We start from the raw sequence: 19,702 nt of genomic DNA on the forward strand, positions 1-19,702 counted from the left end.
TATTGATACCTATTGATTCTTTTATGAGACATTTAAAGATTATCATTAAATTGAATAACTGTGATGAAAAATATATTTTTTAGAAAAAAGCTCTACTTATTAACATTATTGTCAGCGATTGCGGTGTTCTGGCAATTCATGAGTCCGCTTGATGACGGGTGTCCAAAATGTATGAAAGTTGTTGAGGATTTACGGAAAATAAGTAGTCGTATTGAAATGACCTATGAAGCAAGGAGCTATCCGGATGGTGTAATATTAATGAAAAGCTTAAGTAATGAAACAGGCTCATTACCTAGAGTAGATCCGTGGGGTAATAAGTACTTTGCAAACAGAATAATAGCAGATAAACAACAATGTTTTGTTGTTTGGTCATTTGGTTCTGATGGTATTGAAGGTGGCCAAAGTAAGCCAGAGTTAGATGTTTTCAAACTTGGAGGGTGTAAACTCAAAGAAGAAAAGTTATAGAACGCTAAACGGGGACACCCGCAACTTTTACTGAATACGCTAGAACTTTTAATAAAGAAAGATTAGAAATGGTTGACTCTAAAATTAATAAACATTTAGTTGCTGAAGTTAGTATACCAAAGGGTGAATATATTTTTATCCATAAGGTAATTAAATATACACACCATGCTATTAATGGTGGTGATCTTGTTGTAGCCATTTGCTCTTATATTGACAAACATGGCAATCATCATCGATTTGAATATGATTGGTGGGCTGGCGGTCATATCACCGTCGCTCCTTGGGAGCAGATATATAAAGTAAAAAGAACCTATTAAGTAGGTTCTATTAAGACAAAGTATAATAAAAGTATTTATTATTCATAGTGTATTTTTTTAAATTCATCTAGTCGCTTAAGTTGATTAGGACTCATTCATTGAGGTTGTTTAAATAATCAGTTATAGCAATTGCAACTTTGCCTAAAGCTGTTGATGTAGCATTCAACTCTGCTTTTTTAATGGTTTCTGTAAAATTTTTATCTGTTTTTTGATTAGCCAGATTAAAATCTTGAGTGCTTACAACTGACTTAGAAATAATACCAGAGCGAATATCAAGTAAAACCGACTCTACCGAACAGTATGCGCGTGTTTCATCGGCAGTCATAAAATTATATTTTTGATATGAATTACAGCTTGTTTGGTAAGTCAGTAACAAGTCTGCTTGAAAACGTGCTGCGGCTTCACGTAATGCAGGAACTGTTGGTTGACTGGGGATGAGCATTGCAGGTAAAAATGATGCATCATAAACTCTGTTCGATGAGCGTAGCTGAGTAATCAGCCGAGTAACTAATTTCTCATTAAGCTGTACCATGTTATTTGATAAGTAATGTTGGTTATTATTTCTATTTAATTTTAAAATAGCGATACGACTCTTTTTGGGGAGTTTGATTTTATAAAGTAGCATTTGGTTTATTCGTTTGTCGTTTTCGCCAAAAACTGATTCGTTGACAAGACTTTGTGAGGGAAGGTTGTTTGGTTGATAATAATCAGAAGAACGGTCAAGAGAGCTTACAGCACAGGCTTTAATTAGAAAACATAAAATAATGAGTATCATTTTTGGCATTGCTTTTTCCTTCTCAATTAATCAGGTTGTCTAGAGGTCAGGCTATAACCAATCCCTCTGATAGTTTTTATTTGATAGTCAGAATTATCTGTTAGTTTTAGTTGTTTTTTCAAATTAGAAACAAAATTATCAATTGTACGATTGTCAACATAAATATCTTTTCCCCAAACCGCATCTAAAATACTTTCTCTACTACAAGCTTCGTTAATATGATTAAATAAATATAAAAAAATATCAAAAGCGGTTTTGGTAAGGTGAACTTTTATATCGTTATCAAAAACTTCTCTTAGCTCCCAGTTAACCATAAAGCCATTAATTAGCATTTGCTTATTCGTATGTGCTGGTGTTTTTCTTCTCAATAGCGCTTTTATTCTAAGAATAAGTTCTGAAGCCCTATAAGGTTTGCTAACATAATCATCGGTTCCAGAAATAAACCCTGCTATAACGTCTTTTTCAAGGTTTCTTGCAGTTAACATTAAAATTAACATGTCGCTTTTTTTTCTTATCCAACGACAAAGGTCGTTCCCATTACCATCGGGTAACATGATATCTAACACTGCAAGATCAACATGATTCTTTGTTAAAAATGATTGAGCTTCTTGTACTAAAGAGCAAGATTCAACTTGGTAACCCTCTAGTTCTAGATTGTCTGCTAGTGTTTCTCTTAAATTATCATCGTCTTCAACAACTAGTATTTTTAATTTCAAAATATTAACTTCCTTTTTCTATTTTAGGTAATGTGAGCATCCAGCAAGTTCCTGCGTCACTAGAATTTTTGATTGCTATATCGCCTTGATGAATATTCATTATTTGTTTACATAGAGAAAGGCCAATACCAGTACCTTGTTTTGATTTGTTAATATCTTCGCGATAAAAGTCATCAAAGACTTCGTTCCACAGAACAGTTGGTATTCCACAAGCATTATCAGTGAAATAGAGTTGGTTCTGTTCTTTGTTTATTGATATCTCAATATTTATTTGAGGGTGCTTGCAGTATTTGATCGCGTTAGAAAAAAGATTGATGAAAACCAATTCAAACAAAATAGGGTCAAATTGAGAATAAAATTTTTCAGGTAGTTTGTTATTGACGTTTAGCTCTACTGAACTATTTTCTTTAAAATTAGCGTAAACTCTGTTGAATAGTTGAGTTAGGTTTGTTTGAGTAATATTTAAGTTTAATTTTCCTGATTTGATTTGGTTTAATGATAATAAGTTGTCAACCATAAGCCATAATCTATCGACTTCACTAATTATTTTTTCTGGATAGTTCTTGATGCTGAGTTTTCTGTTATTTCTTTTTTGTAAGGTTTCGATCATTATTCGAATTGAAGCTAAAGGTGTTTTTAGCTCATGGCTAACCAAGTTAATGAAGTTTTCACGAAGATTAATGAACTCAATTTTTTTCTTGTTTCTATAGGTGATAAAAATGACTGTGATAATTAAAGAGAGTATGAACGTGATACTTAATATTGCTTTGATAATAAAAAATTGAGTTTGTTGTTGATGTTGTTTTTTCCATAGTGAATGATTTATTATATAATCGAGATCTTCAATTGGATGTGCTCTCTGTTGTTGTTTTAAATTATCTTTAATTGATATAGTATCCTCGTCACCCAAGATAGATTGAGATTTTAAAATCTTTTCGACTTCTTTTAACTCGTTCTCGATATTAAAAGGAACTAGATATGCTAAATTTTCTTTGGTTTTATAATAGAGTAATTGGTTATCAATTAAAGATAAATGCTTAAAAGGTTCAGAGTTAATGGCTAAGTCTGTTTTCCAAAGTGCTTGTGCACTTTGATTAAACCAGTCGCTATTGATATTTGTGTTTTCTAATATTGACTGAGTTTTAGAGATGCTTAGTTTAATGTCTGCAATTGAAAGTTTATTGTTTTGCTGAAAAATATAATCAGATATTGAAGGTAATTGTTTATAGCCTTGGAAAACAAGCAAGTCAATTAATTGGTTGTTCCATCTGTATTTTTCTCCAAGTTGCAAAAATGCTAATCTGGAAATTATCTCTTCTATTGCTGATAAGTGATAATTTTCAAGCAAATTGAAGTAGGTTTTAGTCAGTTTACTTGTGTCGGTTGGATTTTTAGTTTTTAAAGAGATATTTATTTGATTTAATATCTCTACTCTTTGTCTTGTTTCTGGTTGCAACTCGTTATTCATTTTTTCAAGTTCGCCTTCAAGTTTATAAGCTTCCCATAACTGTGAAGGTGTGTTTATCATTTTGCCTGAAAAACGTTTTGGAAATATCCATTGGTTTTTATGACTGATTGAAATATTAAGCGGCAGTTTTCTCCAGTTAGTGTGGAGGTCATTGAGATTATCTGGATAATTATTAAGCTGTTCTGAAACCCTTTTAGCCATTGTTTTTATTACGGTATTTTTCATTAAAAACTGATTGTTGATAATCAACTTTTTAGACTCTTTATATTCAACGGTCAACATAAATAAAATAGAGAACCCTCCCAGCATAACTAAGCCGTAGATTAATATTAGGGAAGGATTTTTTATTAGCTTAATCAAGTAATGGTACTCGGTCGAAATTAATATTGACTATCGGACTATTCGGTTCAAAGTTATCTGTTCGTGCGTCTAAATTTTTAGCTGTAGCAATTAATTTTTTTAGTTTAATAACTTGTTCTTGTTTTTGGTAAGCAACAGGAAGCAAGTTAAGCTGATGTTGAATATCATTATAGCTATATAACCTTGCCCAATAAGACTGGCGTAACTTTTCCGCAAAAGCTGCAATACTGAATGATAAACGACTATCGGGAGAGGTTGTTTCTGATGAAGTTCGTACCAGACTTACAGGGAGTATTTTATTGATAGTATGAACTTTATGACCTTGTGGTTTTTTATAGGCAATAGATAGGTCGGCTAATTTTTTTGAATTGACAGCTTGGTTAATTTTTATTTCGTAAAGTGCTGTTACTGTATGGCCTGCACCAACTTCGCCACCATCTTTGTTAGGATCAGTAAAGTCTTGCTGATTTAAATGCCTGTTTTCATAGCCAAGTAAGCGGTAATTAGATATTTGCTTTGGATTAAATTTGATTTGTATTTTGGCATCTTTAGCAACGGTTTGTAATTGAGAGTTAAGCTGATCGACAAATACTTCTTGTATGTCTCGTGCGTTAGCAATATATAAATAGTTTCCATTTCCTTGGTTGGCGAGTTGCTCAAGCAAATGATCGTTAAACATACCAATACCAACGCCTAGTGTTGTTAAAAAAATGCCTTTTTCTTTACTTTCAAGCACTTTGGTTAAAATTGATTCCGGAGAGGTGGAGCCTATATTAGCCATTCCATCTGAGGTGAGAATCACTCGATTATTAAAACCTGGTTGATACATGTTTTCAGCAAGCTCATAACCTTTTTGTAAGCCTTTTTCTGCATTAGTGCTCCCACCTGCTATTAATTGGTCAATGGCATTAAATATTTTTAGTTTTTTTGAGGCGCTTGTTGATTCTAATTTGACCAATGCATTTTCATTGTAAACAACAAGAGCAATACGATCATTGGTATTAAGCTGTGATACTAGTGTTTTCATAGCATCTTTTAACAACTGTAATTTATTATCAGATGCCATAGAGCCTGAGACATCAGCAACTAAAACAAGATTACTTGGATTTCGCTCCTTATCATTAATTGTTTTAGCTTGAATTCCCACATGTAGAATATGATAACCAGGCCGAAAAGGAGATGGCATTGCTTCAGCGCTGATAGAAAATAACGCATCGTTTTGATTGTATTGATAGTTTATGGAATTTACAAATTCTTCAATGCGAATACCATCAGGATTAGGTAAACGATTTTGCTCAAGCATTGCGGTTGCTAATTTATATGAGCCGTTGTCTACGTCCATTGAAAAAGTTGAAATAGGATTATGCTCTGTTTGAATGGTTGGGTTGACTCCATAGCGTTTAAATATTTGATGTGATGCTTCTGAGCTGGTCGCAATTAAATGATAGAGTTGTTCTTTTTCTTTTAAGTATTCTGCCTCTCTTTTTTTAGTGCTATTAGCATGTATGTTTTTATGATTTTTTATCAGTTTAGATAATTCGTTTAATGTTTGAACTGGTTTTGTTTGTATAGGTGTAACTGCTTTACTATCTACTATAGGGGCTTGTTCTTCTGCTGTTTCTACTAGTTCTACTGGCTCTCCTGTATTGGCTATTCGCGAGCCAACAACTATTATTTGTTCTTCTTTTGAAGCACAGTTAGCTAAAAGTGCAATTAAAACAGCCGAAAGTATAATTTTAAGTGTTGTGGCAGGATTTTTTATCATATTGTCTTCCCTTATATTTATCGATATATAGATAGTAGCGTTAATTAATCGATGAATTGTCATGGTTTTATCATGATCTTTGGATTAAGCCTCGTTAATAAAATATATTCTATCATTTCTTCTCTTTTATTCGCCTTTTAACTAAAACTGACTTATATGAGTAGGTAGTGTTGATTCTTAATTGTTATTAAAACATTTATTTATATTCTCTAAGTCCTGTTTTTTATAGTTATAGGTAACGCTGTTAAATTAATTGGTTGAAAATCGTTCTCTTTTTGAGATATTATGATTGAATTGTGTCGGCTAAGTCATTAATTCTTGAGTGAGAAGGGAGCTTTTTCGTAGAGATTTTTAAACTTAAGCCATTGTCTAATATTGATGAAGGAGGTTGTACTCAATGAATATTACTCAAGAGCTAGTGATTGAACACCAACTTATATTAACGATTAACCAACATATTCTTGTAGTTTCCCTACAACCAAATCAAATTAGTAACGATGAATACTTTGCTGTGATGGAGCAGTATGTTTCTTTTGTAGATCATTTTATTGACGATTATCATCATGTTAAAGAAGAGGAGTTTCTTTTTCAGGCATTAGAGCTGCCTGGTATAATTGGCCCACATTTGTTAATTGCTGAAATGCTGGTTGAACATGAATTGAGCCGACAGGCATTGCAGTTAATTAAACAAGGTATTGCCTACAAGAATTATGATGAAGTGATTCAAGGCGTGGATAAATATATACAAGTAATGTCTGGACATATTTCTAAAGAAGAAAATATTCTTTATCCGTTAGCTGAGAAATATTTAAATAATTCTATCAAGTTAAGAATCAGTCAATTCTATGAAGATATAGAAAAGTCTAAGCAAAAATCTTTGTTATGGAAAAACTACGTTAATTTTTCAGAGAGATTAATATTGTTGCTTAGAGAAGTTTGTACTATTCATTAACAATAATTTATTCTTCTCTCCAACAATAAAGTTCTCCAATTCCATTGGACAAATTATATACTTGCTATTTTCGCGTTCCAATATTATTAGTAATATTCTGGGATGCAAAATTATTTTAAGAAAGGTTAAAAAGTATACTTAAATATATTTTTCTTCAATACAAAGATTTTTAATCGAAAGTATAATGAACACATAACATCAAATAAAAATACTCAAGGTAATAGCGAAACAAAAATAATTTTAAGCTTGTTATTTAATTACTATCTAATTACTTATTGTCTAATTTTTATAACTCTCTTTATTTAATCAAAATGCATTAGGATGACTTACATTAGGATGACTAAAGTATAATTATTTTGAATAAATGATCGTTGTTGATTTTTTATTCAAAGAACTTTTAATTTCTTAGTCATTAACTATTAGTAAGATATGCGTTAGTTTTTTGAGTTTGTAAATAATTTTTTAAATCACTAAGAGAGATATTTTTTTAAAAAATAGTTTTTAGCGAATGTAAAAAAAAATGTATTGGTTGATTTCATAAATTTTTATAAGTATAAAGAGTCCGCTCTCGATAATCTCAAATGAGTGATTATTATAGAGAAATTATATTGTGACTTTCTTCATGCAAACTGCATAAATATTACACTGATTTGGTGATTTTTTTAGATTATGAAACTAAAAGGATTTTAACGATAAATGAAAAAATCAATAAAAATTATAGTACCTACCCTCATTATTAGTTTAGCGATCTCTATTGTTGTTGAGTTAAATGATAGAAAGGAAAAGCCTAAAAAGCGAACAAGTATTGATGATGCAGAACTTATTTTTGTAGATAAAGTTCGCCAGTTGCCAAGAACGTTAAAAGTTACCACACATGGAGAAGTTAAAGCGAAAACAATGCTAACCGTAGTTTCTCAGGTGAGTGGTATGGTTCAGAATATATCTTCCAACTTTGTACAGGGTGGTCGAATTTCAGCCAATGAAGTTTTTGCAAATATTGATGATACCGATTATCAGGTTCAAATAGTTAGAGCGACGGCAAAGGTTGCTGAGGCAAAACTTAATCTTGAAAAAAATATTGCTGATGCAGAAGTTGCTAAAAAGCAATTAACCAGTGAGTCTCACTCATCTCTAGCACTTAAAAAACCTCATATTGAAAATGCTAAGGCACAACTTGCTTCTGCCAAAGCAGATTTATCTCTCGCAAAAGCTAATCTTGAAAGGACAAAAATTAAATTACCATTTGATGTTCGAATAACTGATAAATTAATTGATCGTGGACAGTTTGTTAGTGTAGGAACAGTATTAGGTAGCGCGTTTTCTACAGAAAAAGCAGAAGTACAAGTTGGGTTAACGGATAAACAGCTTTTTGATCTTGGTTTGCCAATTGGTTATCAGTCTAATAATACAATGGGACCTGAAGTTACTTTGAGTACAATGGTCGCTCAGCAAAAACGTTTTTGGAAAGGACATATAGTTCGTGTTGACTCTGCATTAGATCTGGAAACAAGAATGTTTAATGCTTATGCTGAAATCAGTGATCCTTATGGCGAAAAAAACAGTTCTCATGATTATATTCCATTAGCCGTTGGTCTTTATGTTTCTGCCGAAATCGTTGGTAAAACAATCCCAAACGCTTATGTTATTCCTCGAAAAGCATTAAGAAGTGGTAATAAAGTTTTTGTTGTTGATAACGGTAAGCTTAATATCAAACAAGTTGAAGTTTTATATCAAGATGCTGATGAAGTATTTATTAATAGCGGCATTGATGTGAATGATTTGGTTGCTATTTCACCAATTGGTATGCCCGTTCAAGGAATGAGTGTTAAAGCGAGAATGCCTGAAGGTATTGAAGAAGAACGCATTGTTTCATCAGGGAAAAATTATTGATGAATGCTATGATCGCTTGGTGGGCAAGAAATCCTATTGCAGCTAACTTATTAATGCTGGGAATGTTATTTTCTGGACTGCTTGGTTATTTTCAAATGGAAAGAGAAATATTTCCGACCATAAAAGTTAATGCTATTGAAATATCAATTATTTGGCCTGGTGCTTCACCCAAAGAAGTCGAAGAACAGCTCTTGGTTAGAGTTGAAGAAGCTTTGCGAGAGATTGATAGTATTGATCGGATTTCTTCAACTGCAACCGAGGCATTAGGATATATTTTAATTGAAGCCGATCCTAAGATTGAAATGTCTAGTTTTCTTAATAATGTGAAACTACAAGTCGATTCGATTAGTAGCTTCCCTAAAAATATTGAACCGCCAATTATTCATGAAAAAGTTTTACGCAGTAAAATGTTAAGACTCGCTGTTCATGGAAATGTTGAAGAGCGGGAATTAAAGCGAACTGCAGAACAAATTAGAAATGAGATTGTTTTGCTGCCAGGCATATCAATAGTCGAACTCGCCGGAGCCAGAAGAGAAGAGATTTCAATCGAACTATCTGAAATTTCTATGCAGAGGTATCAATTAAACTTTGATGATATTGCTAGTGCAATTCGAGGTGCTTCTGTTAATTTATCGGTTGGTAGTATTCAATCCGCTAGTGGAAGTATTCAACTTAAAGCAAAAAATACTGCTTTTAGTAAAAGAGATTTTGAAAATATTGTTGTTCATCAATCTGATAAAGGCGGTGTGGTTTGGCTTAAAGATATTGCTACTGTGATTGATGGCTTTGAGGAAGAAGAGTTTTTATCGTTATTGAATGGGGAACCATCAATTATTGTTCAAGTCATGTCATCTGATAATATGGATATTGTTAAAGCGAGCGAGTCAATTAATGATTGGCTGAAAAATACAACTGTTATGTTACCAGAAGGAGTAAAGCTTACATTATGGGATGACTCGGCAGATATATATCAGAGCCGTATGAATACGATTAGTAACTCCGCCTTTTATGGATTAATTCTTGTTTTTATCGTTTTATTTCTATTTTTAAATTCTCGGGTTGCCTTATGGGTTACTTGCGGTATTGCTGTTGCATTTATGGCAACATTTGCATTACTGCCAATGTATGACGTATCAATTAATATATTGTCTACTTTTGCATTTCTACTAATTTTAGGGGTGGTGGTTGATGATGCGATAGTTGTTGGAGAAAGCATTCATGATCACTCTGGAGTAGGCTCTCCGGTAGAAAGTGCAATATTGGGGGCACAGTCAGTTGCTAAACCAGTCGTTTTTGCTGTTTTAACTACTATGATTGCATTTTTACCTTGGTTTTTTGTTGGGGGAGCTGAGGCAAGACTTGTACAGCAAGTGTCGGTTATCATTGTTTTTGCATTAACATTTTCATTAATAGAAGCTTTTTTTATATTACCTTCACATCTCAGTAAAGACAAAAAGAAACCCAAAAAGAAACAAAGTTTAATGAGCCGAATTAACCAAAAAGTTAGTGGTAAGCTTGTTAGTTTTTCAAATGTTTACTATCGTCGGCTATTAATACTTTCACTAAAGCATAGTTATATTACCGTTAGTTTGTTTATTGCTTTTTTTATTATTAGTGTTGGTTTACTTACTAGTGGATTAGTTAAATTTTCCTTTTCTCCTGATTTAGAGAGTGATCGGATAACGGTTGCTGTTGAACTTGTTGATGGTACACCTTATTCAAGAACGCTTGATGTATTAAATCAATTTCAAAAAGCACAACAAACTTTAGTAGAGCAATTACCTCATTCAGATAATAGTCAAAATGAAATAATAAAAAATTGGTATACTCAGGTTAACGGAGAAAAAATTAACGTTATTATTCAGTTATCTTCATCTGATACAAGAACTATATCAACTAAAGCAATCGCACAAAAACTAAACGACCAAATTGGTTATATACCTGATGCGGTCAAGAAACTTGTAGAGTATAAAAATAATGCTAAACCAGCATTAGAATATTCTATTAGCCATGCTGAGCCAGAAATTTTAAGAAGTGCATTACATGATTTCAAAAAGCAACTCAAAACTTATAAAGAAGTGTTTGCTATTAGAGATGATCTTCAAGATACCAAACAAGAAATCAAGTTATCTTTATTACCAGGCGCTGAACGTTTAGGTTTTTCTTTGGCGGAAGTTTCAAGGCAAGTTCGACAAGCATATTATGGTGAAGAAGCACAGAGAATATCTAGAAATGGAAGTGATGTGAAGGTAATGGTTCGCTACCTTAGAGAAAATCGAAAATCATTAGATAGTTTATCTGAACTTCAAATTAGAAATCATCGAGGACAAATGTTTCCACTTCTTTCTATTGCTAATATAGAGTTCAATGTTGGAGTAAGAAAAATAGAAAGAAAGGAGCGACAACGAACAGCCGTTATTAGTGCTGAGTTACATAGTAATGTGCGACGAGATATTTTAAGAGATTTAAAGAAAAATTACTTGCCAGACTGGAAACAAAAATATCCAGGTGTTTCATTTGGTGAAATAGGGGAAGCTGCAGGTGAAAAGTCATTTGCTATTGAAATTGCGAGTTTATATTTAATCGCTTTTTTCTTAATGTATGCATTAATTGCGATTGTTTTTAAGTCTTATTTCTTACCGTTATTAATAATGTTGGCAATTCCATTTGGTTTCATGGGAGCTGTATACGGACATCTTTTTTATGGTGTAACAATGGCTCTGTTTTCTTATTTTGGCATTGGAGCTGCGGCAGGTGTTGTCGTAAATGATAATTTGGTATTAATTGATTATGTCGCTAAATTACGTGATCAAGGATATAGTTTTTTTGACTCTATTGTTGAAGCTGGAGTAAAACGATTTCGCCCGATATTCTTAACTTCTTTAACAACCTTTGTTGGTTTAATTCCTTTAATGAGTGAGACTTCTGTTCAGGCTCAGTTTCTGCTACCAACTGTTATTTCATTAGCTTTTGGCGTTTTATTCTCAACGGTGGTTACTTTAATTTTAGTGCCTTCACTATACGTTATTGGGCATCAATGGAAGAGAAATAAAAAATCAGATGATGATTTTGATAGGGATGATAAGCATACATCTATAGAACCTGATTTATTAGTAAGCAAGGCATAAATAGTTTTGTGATAAGAAAGAGGAAATATGAAAAGTTCTTGGTTAGTTAAATTTAATTCAAACCCAAATGCTAAGTTAAGACTCATATGTTTTCCTTATGCAGGGGGAAGTGCTGCTATTTATAGAAATTGGGCAAAACATATTGAAATGGCTGAGGTCTTATGCGTTCAGCCACCAGGTAGAGGAGAGCGAATTGGTGAACCTGTCATCGGTTCAATTGAAAAAGTTGTTGAACAGTTAGTTGATGTTTTAAAAAACCTAGATGATAAGCCTTTTATCTTTTTTGGACACAGTAATGGTGCTTTAATCAGTTTTGAAGTTGCTCGAGAAATGCGGCGTCAATCACTTCGTTTACCAGAACATATGATTTTATCTGCAAAACGTGCACCTCAATTAATCAAAAACCAAAAAATTAGTTATAACTTACCTGAAGAAGAGTTCATTGAAAAAGTAAGGAATATGAAAGGTACGCCGGAAGAAGTCTTAAATAATAAAGAGATTATGCAAATATTATTGCCACTGCTTAGAGCCGATTTTCAAATTAGTGAAACTTATAAGTTTAAAGATGAAGAACCGTTAAATATTCCTTTTACTTTATTAGGTGGAGTGCATGATGAAAATATTCCTGAAGCCGATGTCGGTGCTTGGGAAGATAACAGTGCTAAAGATTCAATATTTATAAAAATCAATGGCGGTCACTTTTTTATTCATTCACATGAAACGCAAGTGATTGCTCATGTAAAAGATGTTCTGAAACGTTCTAATGAAAGACTGTTAGTGTTTTAGGTTTTATATAGAAGTAACAAATTGTTTAAGTAATATGGGAACTTATAATCATGAAAACTAGACTGATAACTAGTGATGATGGAGTAGAGTTGAAGTGTGCTGTTAGTTGCTCTACAGATAAAAAAAATTGGATTGTATTAATTATACCTTTTGGCTTGAAAGTTGAACTCGCTCAATCTTTTTTTGACTATTTTGAAAACGATTTTAATATTGTAACTTGGGAAAGTCGTTTGATTTTGTCGGAAGATGAGACTTCGTTAAGTGGAAATGAGTTTGCTATAGAAAATCATATTGCTGATATTAATGCAATAGAAAAAGCATTAAATATTGAAATCTCGACTCTTGTTGGGTATTGCTCTGGCGCAGGTATTGCTTTAGCTGCCGCTAATAAAAATCCAGAAAAATATAGTCAGTTATTATTAGTGCATGGAGAGTTTACACTGTTAGGCGATAAAGCATGTGTTACTCAGGTAGGGGCAGATATTGATAGTCTTTTACCGATAGCCTCTATGAGTCCTGATAAAGCTAAATTTATTATGGATAGAGTTTCTATGGACAATAGTAATACTGCAACAAGCTTACCTGAAAATATTGATATTAATTTGCCCTTTAAAAACAGTAATTACCTCTATCGCTATGCGCTTAATTATTTATCTTATCGTAAAGTCGACTTTGAATCATTGGCAAAAATCATAAAACATAAAACAGTTTTGTTAACCGGTGATTTAGATAAGCATACTAATATTCAAAGCACCATGAAAATTAAAGAGCTGATAGAAAATTCAGAAATACATATTGATCCTCAAGCTGATCACTACGGAATAGTAAGAGAAAAATCATTAACCCTTGAAAAGATTGCAAATTATTTGGAGTCGAATAATGAATTATGATGTATATAGCGATTTAGTAATCCATAGTGCATTTGAAAGAGAGGTTATAAAGAACCCTAATCAGATTGCTTTGATTTACAAAGAACAGCAGGTCAGTTATCAACAATTGAATGCTCGGGCAAATTTTTTAGCTAACTATTTAGTAAAACAAGGTATAGAGCACGGAGATTTTATTGGTATATCTATGTCTCGTTCTATAGAAGTTATTGTGGCTAAACTGGCAATTCTAAAATGTGGTGCTGCTTATTTACCATTAGATAAAGTTAATCCCGATGCTCGAAATAAGCGTTGTCTTGAAGAAGCAAAAGCTCGTTTGATTTTAGCTGATAATGATTGTGTTGGGTTGAAGACTGATGGTATCGAAATAATAACAACTAGCAATAATAGCGTTTTATTTAATTCTGAGCAGGAAGAAAATTTAGCTATTGAAGTTGATACTGATGATAAAGCTTATGTGATGTTTACATCAGGTTCAACAGGTAACCCAAAAGGTGTTGTTGTACCTCATAGAGCTGTTATTCGCCTTGTTAATGGTGCTAATTATGTTGAGTTTAATCCCTCTGATAAAATAATGCAGTTTTCATCATTAAGTTTTGATGCTTCAACCTTTGAGATTTGGGGAGCTTTACTTAATGGGGCAACCTTAGTGCTTTATTCTGGCGAAACTTTTGATCCAAACTTGTTTTCTCGTGAATTAAAAGATAATCAAGTTGCAACACTATTTATTACGACTGCATTATTTCATATATTAGCAACACGATTTATTGATGTTTTAGCGCCGTTAAAAAATTTATTAACCGGCGGCGATGTACTTTACCCTGAAATTGTTAATAAAGTTGCGGATCATTATCCCGAACTAAATCTTATTATTTGCTATGGACCAACTGAGAATACTTCTTTTACAACCACTTTTCTCGTCACTAATGAAAATAGACCAGAAGATAATGTTCCTATCGGTAAAGCTATCAGCGGTACTGATGTGCATATACTTGGTGATGACTTGAAAGCTGTAGCTATAGGTGAGGTTGGTGAGCTTTTCACTTCAGGCTCTGGTGTTGCGTTAGGTTATTTAAATAGAGAAAGATCAATTTCTGATTTTTTTATTAATAATGATATAGCAACCGGATTAATTTATAGAACTGGTGACTTAGTAAAAATGAATAGTTCTGGTGATATTGAATTTGTTGGTAGAAGTGATAATCAAGTCAAAATCAGAGGGTTTAGAGCATCGTTAGAAGAAATACAAAATGGTATTGTCAGAGTTGAACAAGTTACTGATGCCGTTGTGTTTTTAGATAAGTTTGAAAATGGAGATCAATTGTTAATCGCTTTTGTTAAACTGGTTGATGGATTGGAGTTGAATGCCAAAGAGCTTAAAACATTGTTTGCTAAAGAATTACCTGATTATATGGTGCCTGACAGAATTTATATTAATGTGGAATTTCCGATTAATAAAAATGGTAAAGTTTGTAAAAAGAGTATTCGTGAATCAATTGCCTGAATTAGTGGCATATAAATATAGGAGTTAAAAAATGACTGAGGTAAATATTAGAGAAAAAATAATGAATGTGCTTGAGCAAAAACCAATTCTTAAAGATATTGGTAGTGATCAAGATTTTTTTGATGTGGGGGCTTCATCATTAACAATTGTCGATATGCAAATGCAGCTTGAAGAGATGTTGAATCTATCTGTGCCTACGAGCAAGTTAATGAGTAATCCTACTGTTGATGGTTGGGTTTCAACTTATGCAGATGCTAGTTAAGTTATTAATGTTATAAAATTATAGAATGGAAAAATAAAAATGAAAAAGAAATTTTCTTTAAGTCCGGAAGAGTTGGAAGCATTCAGAAAAAATGGTGTTGCAGGACCCTTTGACTTGTATGAGGCAGATGAAATTATTGAGAAGTATAAAAGAATAAGAGCTGAATTGTTCGATCGTACATACGCAAGTTATGGTCTTGATGTTAAAAGTGTTATTGCTGGTTATGATAGACATTTAGATGTGAATGATTTGAGTGATCATATCATGAGAAGAGAAATTGTTGACAGAGTAGAAAGCATATTAGGGCCAGATGTATGTTGTTGGCGTTCTGAATTGTTTCCTAAGTATCCTGGAGATGAGGGAACCGACTGGCATCAAGCTGACACTTATGCCCATGCCTCTGGAAAGCCTCAAGTTAAATGGCCTATGGGATCTGAATTTGGCGGCGCAATTACTGTTTGGTGTGCATTAACTGATGTGACAGAAGAAAATGGTTGTATGCGTTTTATTCCTGGTACACATGAAGAAATGATTTATGATGAATCAAAAGAAATGACCTTCAACCCTGAAAATGTTAATAACGTTGAAAGAAATGGTATGAAGCGAGGCTTCTTTGGTTATGATTATAAAAATTTACAAAAAGATCCTGATTATGTACCAGATGAATCTGCCGCTATTTCAATGGAAATGAAAGCGGGACAATTTGTTATTTTCTGGTCCACTCTCATGCATTCATCATTTCCTAACTCGACTAAAGATAAAACTCGTTTAGCTTATGCTGCGCGATATGTTCCATCTTGTGTTGAAATTTATCCTGATACGGATGTTGTTGAAGAGTATGGTAGTGTGGTTTCTCTAGATAAGTATGGTGTGGTGGTTGTAGCAGGTAAAGATGATTATAAACATAATCGGGTTGTTACTGAAAATAATCGTGGTTACAAATTTAGCTATTAATACGCTCTAGATTAATCAGTTTTAAATAGAAGTCGTTTATATGGAGTGCGCTGTAGCGCGCATTCCATAACCGTTATTTTTATTTTTCTTATCTAATTTGTATTCAATCATTCACAAAATTGATAATGCCAGAAGAAAATATTATGAAATCAAAGTGGTTTGTAACACCAAAGCCAAATGGACGGGCTAAGCTACGTCTTTTTTGCTTTCCCTATGCTGCAGGAAATGCTGCAACCTATGTACCTTGGCAAGAATATCTTCCTGAATGGGTTGAGTTGGTTGCTATTCAGCCGCCAGGTAGAGCGAATAGAATTGAGGAACAAGGTTTAATGAGTATGGAAGCTATGGTGAGTAGCTTATGTGAAGCAATTGAACCTTTATTAGACAGACCTTATATGATTTTTGGTCATAGTTTAGGTAGCAGAGTCGGATTTGAATTTGCGTTAGAAGTCAAAAGAAGAGGGTGGCGAGAGCCGGAACATTTTATTGCTTCAGGTAGCAATGCTCCCCACATCTGTCGTGAACATAAAAAAATTCATCATCTTGAAGATAAAGAATTTGTTGAAGGACTTAAACGCTTTGATGGGCCTACAGAAGTTATTGCGGAGAATAAAAAACTATTAGAACTCTTTATGCCGATGTTGCGTGCTGATTTCAGCGTAGCAGATACTTATTTTAGAACGACTGAAGAGAAATTAGATTGTCATTTTTCTATTTATGGTGGAAAGAAAGATACCGATGCTCCACAAGAACAACTAGATACTTGGATTCATCATTTTTCAGTACCCGTTTTTGCGATTGAAGTTTTTGAAGGGGACCACTTTTTTATCGAGAATAATCAAGCAGCAGTGTTAAATAAAGTCGTTGAGACGATTAAGCATGTTGCAGAGCAATGCGATTTTAATTTAAAAGAAATACCGGAAACTACATTATAAATTTTGTATTTCCTTATAAAAATAACCCCCTAAAACCGTTTATTAAATAATTATTTACAGGTTTCTATGAAAAGCATCAGACAGTTATACCAAACACGTCCATTATTATGTTTATTCTCCATTTTTATACTTGGGCCATTCTTTTTTGCTATTTGGTTAGGTTACTCTTACTTAGATGAGACTTTACCGTTGCTTGAAGGAGACATAAGTGTTGAGCATATTTCAAGTAATACCAGTATCAAAAGAGATAAAAATGGTGTCACTTATATTAACGCTAAAACAGATAATGATGTCTTTTTTGCAATGGGGTTTTCTCATGCTCAAGATCGTTTATGGCAACTTGAATTGCAAAAAAGAATGTCACAAGGACGTTTAAGTGAAATATTTGGTAAAAGTGCTGTTAAGCTTGATATTTATATAAGGACATTAGGTATATATCAAAATGCAGAAAGTTCGTGGAATGCATTAAGTCCAGAGGCTCAAGAATCATTAAATTATTATGCTTTAGGGATTAATGAATTTATCCGTCAGCAGAAGCCGTTGCCCATTGAATTTACACTGTTAGGTATAGAGCCAGATAGTTGGAAGCCTACAGATTCTCTTGCTTGGATTAAGATGTTTTCGCTTAATCTTGCTGCAAACTATCAAAAAGAATTGAGTAATTTATTAGTTACAAAAACACTTGATGAGAAAAAAACAGCTGCTATTTTGGGTAGCAGTATTTTAGAAAGTGCACAAACTTTATCTTCTGTCGAAATTAAAGCATTACTGGCAAGTTCTGAATTATTTGAACAAAATAAACTGTTTGAAAAGAAGTGGCAACTCGGTGGTCAATATATTGGTAGTAATGCCTGGGTGGTTTCAGGCGAACATACTGAAGATGGTAATGCCATATTACTTAATGATCCTCATCTCGCAATGGAACTGCCTTCTATGTGGTATGCCGTCAATCTTGATGGTGATCAATTAAAGTCTTCAGGTATGAGTTTGGTTGGCATACCTGTTGTGATGTTGGGTAAAAATCAACACATTGGTTGGGGGGCAACTAATATGGTTGCTGATGTGCAAGATCTGTATTATGAGCAAATTAATACTGAGAATACTAATCAATATAAACGAGGTGATAAATGGGTTGATTTTATTATTAGAAATGAAGTCATCAACGTTAAGGCTGATTTTCCCGCATTTCTTCGTTCTAAATTAGCGCCACTGGAAATACAAGTAAGAGAAACTGATCATGGACCTATTATATCGGATTTAACCGGAGTATCAGAACAGCCTTTATCACTTCGTTGGGTGGGTAATAGTAAAAATGATGTTTCGTATGAATCATTTCTTAAACTCAACTATGCATCTGATTGGAATAGCTTTAAAGATGCAATGAAAGATTACATTGCTCCAGCCCTCAATTTTTTGTATGTAGATAACAAACAAAATATTGGCTATTTAGGTGTCGGTAAAATTCCTGTTAGAGGTAAAGGAATTGGTAATCATCCTATACCAGCATGGCAGGAGGACTTTGCTTGGCAAGGTTTCATTCCTTACAATAAAATGCCTCAAGCTCTCAACCCCGAAAGGGGATATTTTGTATCGGCCAATAATGAAGTTGCCGATAAATCTTACCCATACTTCATTTCTGAAGATTGGGCTGATCCTGCAAGAGCAATGAGAATTGAAGAGTTAATTAAGTCTTCAATTGATTCAGGTAAAAAAATAAGTTTAAAGCAGCATGAACTAATGCAACAGGAATTTATTGATAAAAGAGCGGTTGAAGTACTTAATAATATTCTCAGCTTTGACTCCGATGATGAACTTGTTAAAGAGATGGTGGAGTATCTTAAAAATTGGAATGGCAGTACCGATAAAGAGAGCGTGGCGGCGACTATTTATTTTACTTGGATGCGCCATTTAAAAAGCTACTTATTTAAAGATGATTTAAAAGGCAAGTGGGGAAATGCTAATTTATCAAGACATTTAAGAATGATTGTTGGCAATCTGCCGGTTACTAAAATTGAACAGGCTTTAAAACAAACTGATATCGATTGGTGCGATCGTCTCGATACTGATGAACAAGAAACTTGCGATGACATAAAAGAAGATTCATTACTATCGGCACATTACGAATTAAGTAAAAGATTAGGTTCGGATATTTCTGACTGGAACTGGGGAAGTATACACAGCGCAAAATATAAACATAAGCCATTTAGTAGTGTCAAAGGTCTAGATTTTATTTTTGAGCGAAAAATCGCAAGAGGTGGTTCGCCTGATAGTATTAATGTGTCCGGTTTTTATTACGATATTGATCATGGTTACATTCAAACATCTGGGCCGGGTTTTAGGCAGGCAATTGCCTTTCCCAAACAAGAGGATTTGTATTTGTTTATGAATTCAACTGGACAGTCTGGTAACGTTTTTAGTGAACATTATGATGACATGATTGAGCCCTTCTTAAATGGTGAATATCGTTCTATTAGTGCTAACAATACTAATTTTATTCATTCACTTCAGTTAACTCCTAAAGCCGCAGTAAATTAAGGA

Annotated in this window: 16 protein-coding genes; 12 read left to right on the forward strand and 4 right to left on the reverse strand. The window is 33.3% G+C overall.

What is annotated here, in order from left to right; genetic code table 11:
• Positions 1–171: 171 nt before the first annotated feature.
• Positions 172–465, forward strand: coding sequence for a hypothetical protein (locus ACT5E3_RS05730; protein ID WP_444997349.1), 294 nt, complete (start codon positions 172–174; stop codon positions 463–465).
• A 68-nt stretch (positions 466–533) separates the two neighbouring features.
• On the forward strand, positions 534–782 hold the full coding sequence (locus ACT5E3_RS05735; protein WP_444997350.1) for a hypothetical protein: 249 nt from the start codon (positions 534–536) through the stop codon (positions 780–782).
• 91 nt (positions 783–873) lie between these two features.
• On the opposite strand, the gene ACT5E3_RS05740 is transcribed toward ACT5E3_RS05735, so the two are convergent.
• Genes ACT5E3_RS05740 through ACT5E3_RS05755 form a run of 4 tightly spaced genes read right to left on the reverse strand, consistent with a single transcriptional unit; the run spans position 874 to position 5,866 of the window.
• Positions 874–1,566: a hypothetical protein gene (locus tag ACT5E3_RS05740; protein WP_444997351.1), complete on the reverse strand. Its 693-nt coding sequence runs from the start codon at positions 1,564–1,566 to the stop codon at positions 874–876.
• 17 nt (positions 1,567–1,583) lie between these two features.
• Positions 1,584–2,273 (reverse strand): response regulator transcription factor, encoded by a 690-nt coding sequence (locus tag ACT5E3_RS05745; protein ID WP_444997352.1) that lies wholly within the window; start codon positions 2,271–2,273, stop codon positions 1,584–1,586.
• 4 nt (positions 2,274–2,277) lie between these two features.
• Positions 2,278–4,050, reverse strand: coding sequence for a sensor histidine kinase (locus ACT5E3_RS05750; protein WP_444997353.1), 1,773 nt, complete (start codon positions 4,048–4,050; stop codon positions 2,278–2,280).
• A 43-nt stretch (positions 4,051–4,093) separates the two neighbouring features.
• The gene (locus ACT5E3_RS05755; RefSeq protein WP_444997354.1) at positions 4,094–5,866 is read right to left on the reverse strand and encodes a YfbK domain-containing protein; all 1,773 of its coding nucleotides are present in this window, start codon (positions 5,864–5,866) and stop codon (positions 4,094–4,096) included.
• Positions 5,867–6,263: 397 nt separating this feature from the next.
• Here ACT5E3_RS05755 and ACT5E3_RS05760 point away from each other — a divergent pair, with 397 nt between their 5' ends.
• The 10 genes from ACT5E3_RS05760 (at position 6,264) to ACT5E3_RS05805 (ending at position 19,699) form a co-directional block, all read left to right on the forward strand.
• Positions 6,264–6,818 (forward strand): hemerythrin domain-containing protein, encoded by a 555-nt coding sequence (locus ACT5E3_RS05760; RefSeq protein ID WP_444997355.1) that lies wholly within the window; start codon positions 6,264–6,266, stop codon positions 6,816–6,818.
• Positions 6,819–7,514: 696 nt separating this feature from the next.
• Positions 7,515–8,708 carry an efflux RND transporter periplasmic adaptor subunit gene (locus tag ACT5E3_RS05765; RefSeq protein WP_444997356.1) on the forward strand — a complete coding sequence of 398 codons (1,194 nt, stop codon included), beginning with the start codon at positions 7,515–7,517 and terminating at the stop codon, positions 8,706–8,708.
• On the forward strand, positions 8,708–11,836 hold the full coding sequence (locus ACT5E3_RS05770; RefSeq protein WP_444997357.1) for an efflux RND transporter permease subunit: 3,129 nt from the start codon (positions 8,708–8,710) through the stop codon (positions 11,834–11,836). Before ACT5E3_RS05765 ends, ACT5E3_RS05770 begins: the two co-directional genes overlap by 1 nt.
• A 27-nt stretch (positions 11,837–11,863) precedes the next feature.
• Positions 11,864–12,622, forward strand: coding sequence for a thioesterase II family protein (locus ACT5E3_RS05775; protein ID WP_444997358.1), 759 nt, complete (start codon positions 11,864–11,866; stop codon positions 12,620–12,622).
• A 50-nt stretch (positions 12,623–12,672) separates the two neighbouring features.
• Positions 12,673–13,512, forward strand: coding sequence for a hypothetical protein (locus ACT5E3_RS05780; RefSeq protein WP_444997359.1), 840 nt, complete (start codon positions 12,673–12,675; stop codon positions 13,510–13,512).
• The gene (locus ACT5E3_RS05785) at positions 13,502–15,013 is read left to right on the forward strand and encodes an amino acid adenylation domain-containing protein (RefSeq protein WP_444997360.1); all 1,512 of its coding nucleotides are present in this window, start codon (positions 13,502–13,504) and stop codon (positions 15,011–15,013) included. The genes ACT5E3_RS05780 and ACT5E3_RS05785 overlap by 11 nt, the downstream gene beginning before the upstream one ends.
• 31 nt (positions 15,014–15,044) lie before the next feature.
• Entirely contained in the window at positions 15,045–15,275 is a 231-nt protein-coding gene (locus ACT5E3_RS05790) for an acyl carrier protein (protein WP_444997361.1), read from the forward strand.
• Positions 15,276–15,314: 39 nt separating this feature from the next.
• Positions 15,315–16,229, forward strand: a complete 915-nt coding sequence (locus ACT5E3_RS05795; RefSeq protein WP_444997362.1) for a chlorinating enzyme — start codon at positions 15,315–15,317, stop codon at positions 16,227–16,229.
• 143 nt (positions 16,230–16,372) lie between these two features.
• On the forward strand, positions 16,373–17,164 hold the full coding sequence (locus ACT5E3_RS05800) for a thioesterase II family protein (protein ID WP_444997363.1): 792 nt from the start codon (positions 16,373–16,375) through the stop codon (positions 17,162–17,164).
• Between the two features lie 66 nt (positions 17,165–17,230).
• The gene (locus ACT5E3_RS05805) at positions 17,231–19,699 is read left to right on the forward strand and encodes a penicillin acylase family protein (protein WP_444997364.1); all 2,469 of its coding nucleotides are present in this window, start codon (positions 17,231–17,233) and stop codon (positions 19,697–19,699) included.
• Positions 19,700–19,702: the final 3 nt, after the last annotated feature.

Source organism: Aliikangiella litoralis, assembly GCF_052495765.1.

Excerpts from the sequence above, each read along its gene's own strand:
- ACT5E3_RS05730 (WP_444997349.1), top strand. The coding sequence starts at position 172 with ATGAAAGTTGTTGAGGATTTACGGAAAATAAGTAGTCGTATTGAAATG.
- ACT5E3_RS05735 (WP_444997350.1), top strand. The coding sequence starts at position 534 with ATGGTTGACTCTAAAATTAATAAACATTTAGTTGCTGAAGTTAGTATA.
- ACT5E3_RS05740 (WP_444997351.1), bottom strand. The coding sequence starts at position 1,566 with ATGCCAAAAATGATACTCATTATTTTATGTTTTCTAATTAAAGCCTGT.
- ACT5E3_RS05750 (WP_444997353.1), bottom strand. The coding sequence starts at position 4,050 with ATGCTGGGAGGGTTCTCTATTTTATTTATGTTGACCGTTGAATATAAA.
- ACT5E3_RS05755 (WP_444997354.1), bottom strand. The coding sequence starts at position 5,866 with ATGATAAAAAATCCTGCCACAACACTTAAAATTATACTTTCGGCTGTT.
- ACT5E3_RS05760 (WP_444997355.1), top strand. The coding sequence starts at position 6,264 with ATGAATATTACTCAAGAGCTAGTGATTGAACACCAACTTATATTAACG.
- ACT5E3_RS05765 (WP_444997356.1), top strand. The coding sequence starts at position 7,515 with ATGAAAAAATCAATAAAAATTATAGTACCTACCCTCATTATTAGTTTA.
- ACT5E3_RS05770 (WP_444997357.1), top strand. The coding sequence starts at position 8,708 with ATGAATGCTATGATCGCTTGGTGGGCAAGAAATCCTATTGCAGCTAAC.
- ACT5E3_RS05775 (WP_444997358.1), top strand. The coding sequence starts at position 11,864 with ATGAAAAGTTCTTGGTTAGTTAAATTTAATTCAAACCCAAATGCTAAG.
- ACT5E3_RS05780 (WP_444997359.1), top strand. The coding sequence starts at position 12,673 with ATGAAAACTAGACTGATAACTAGTGATGATGGAGTAGAGTTGAAGTGT.
- ACT5E3_RS05785 (WP_444997360.1), top strand. The coding sequence starts at position 13,502 with ATGAATTATGATGTATATAGCGATTTAGTAATCCATAGTGCATTTGAA.
- ACT5E3_RS05790 (WP_444997361.1), top strand. The coding sequence starts at position 15,045 with ATGACTGAGGTAAATATTAGAGAAAAAATAATGAATGTGCTTGAGCAA.
- ACT5E3_RS05795 (WP_444997362.1), top strand. The coding sequence starts at position 15,315 with ATGAAAAAGAAATTTTCTTTAAGTCCGGAAGAGTTGGAAGCATTCAGA.
- ACT5E3_RS05800 (WP_444997363.1), top strand. The coding sequence starts at position 16,373 with ATGAAATCAAAGTGGTTTGTAACACCAAAGCCAAATGGACGGGCTAAG.
- ACT5E3_RS05805 (WP_444997364.1), top strand. The coding sequence starts at position 17,231 with ATGAAAAGCATCAGACAGTTATACCAAACACGTCCATTATTATGTTTA.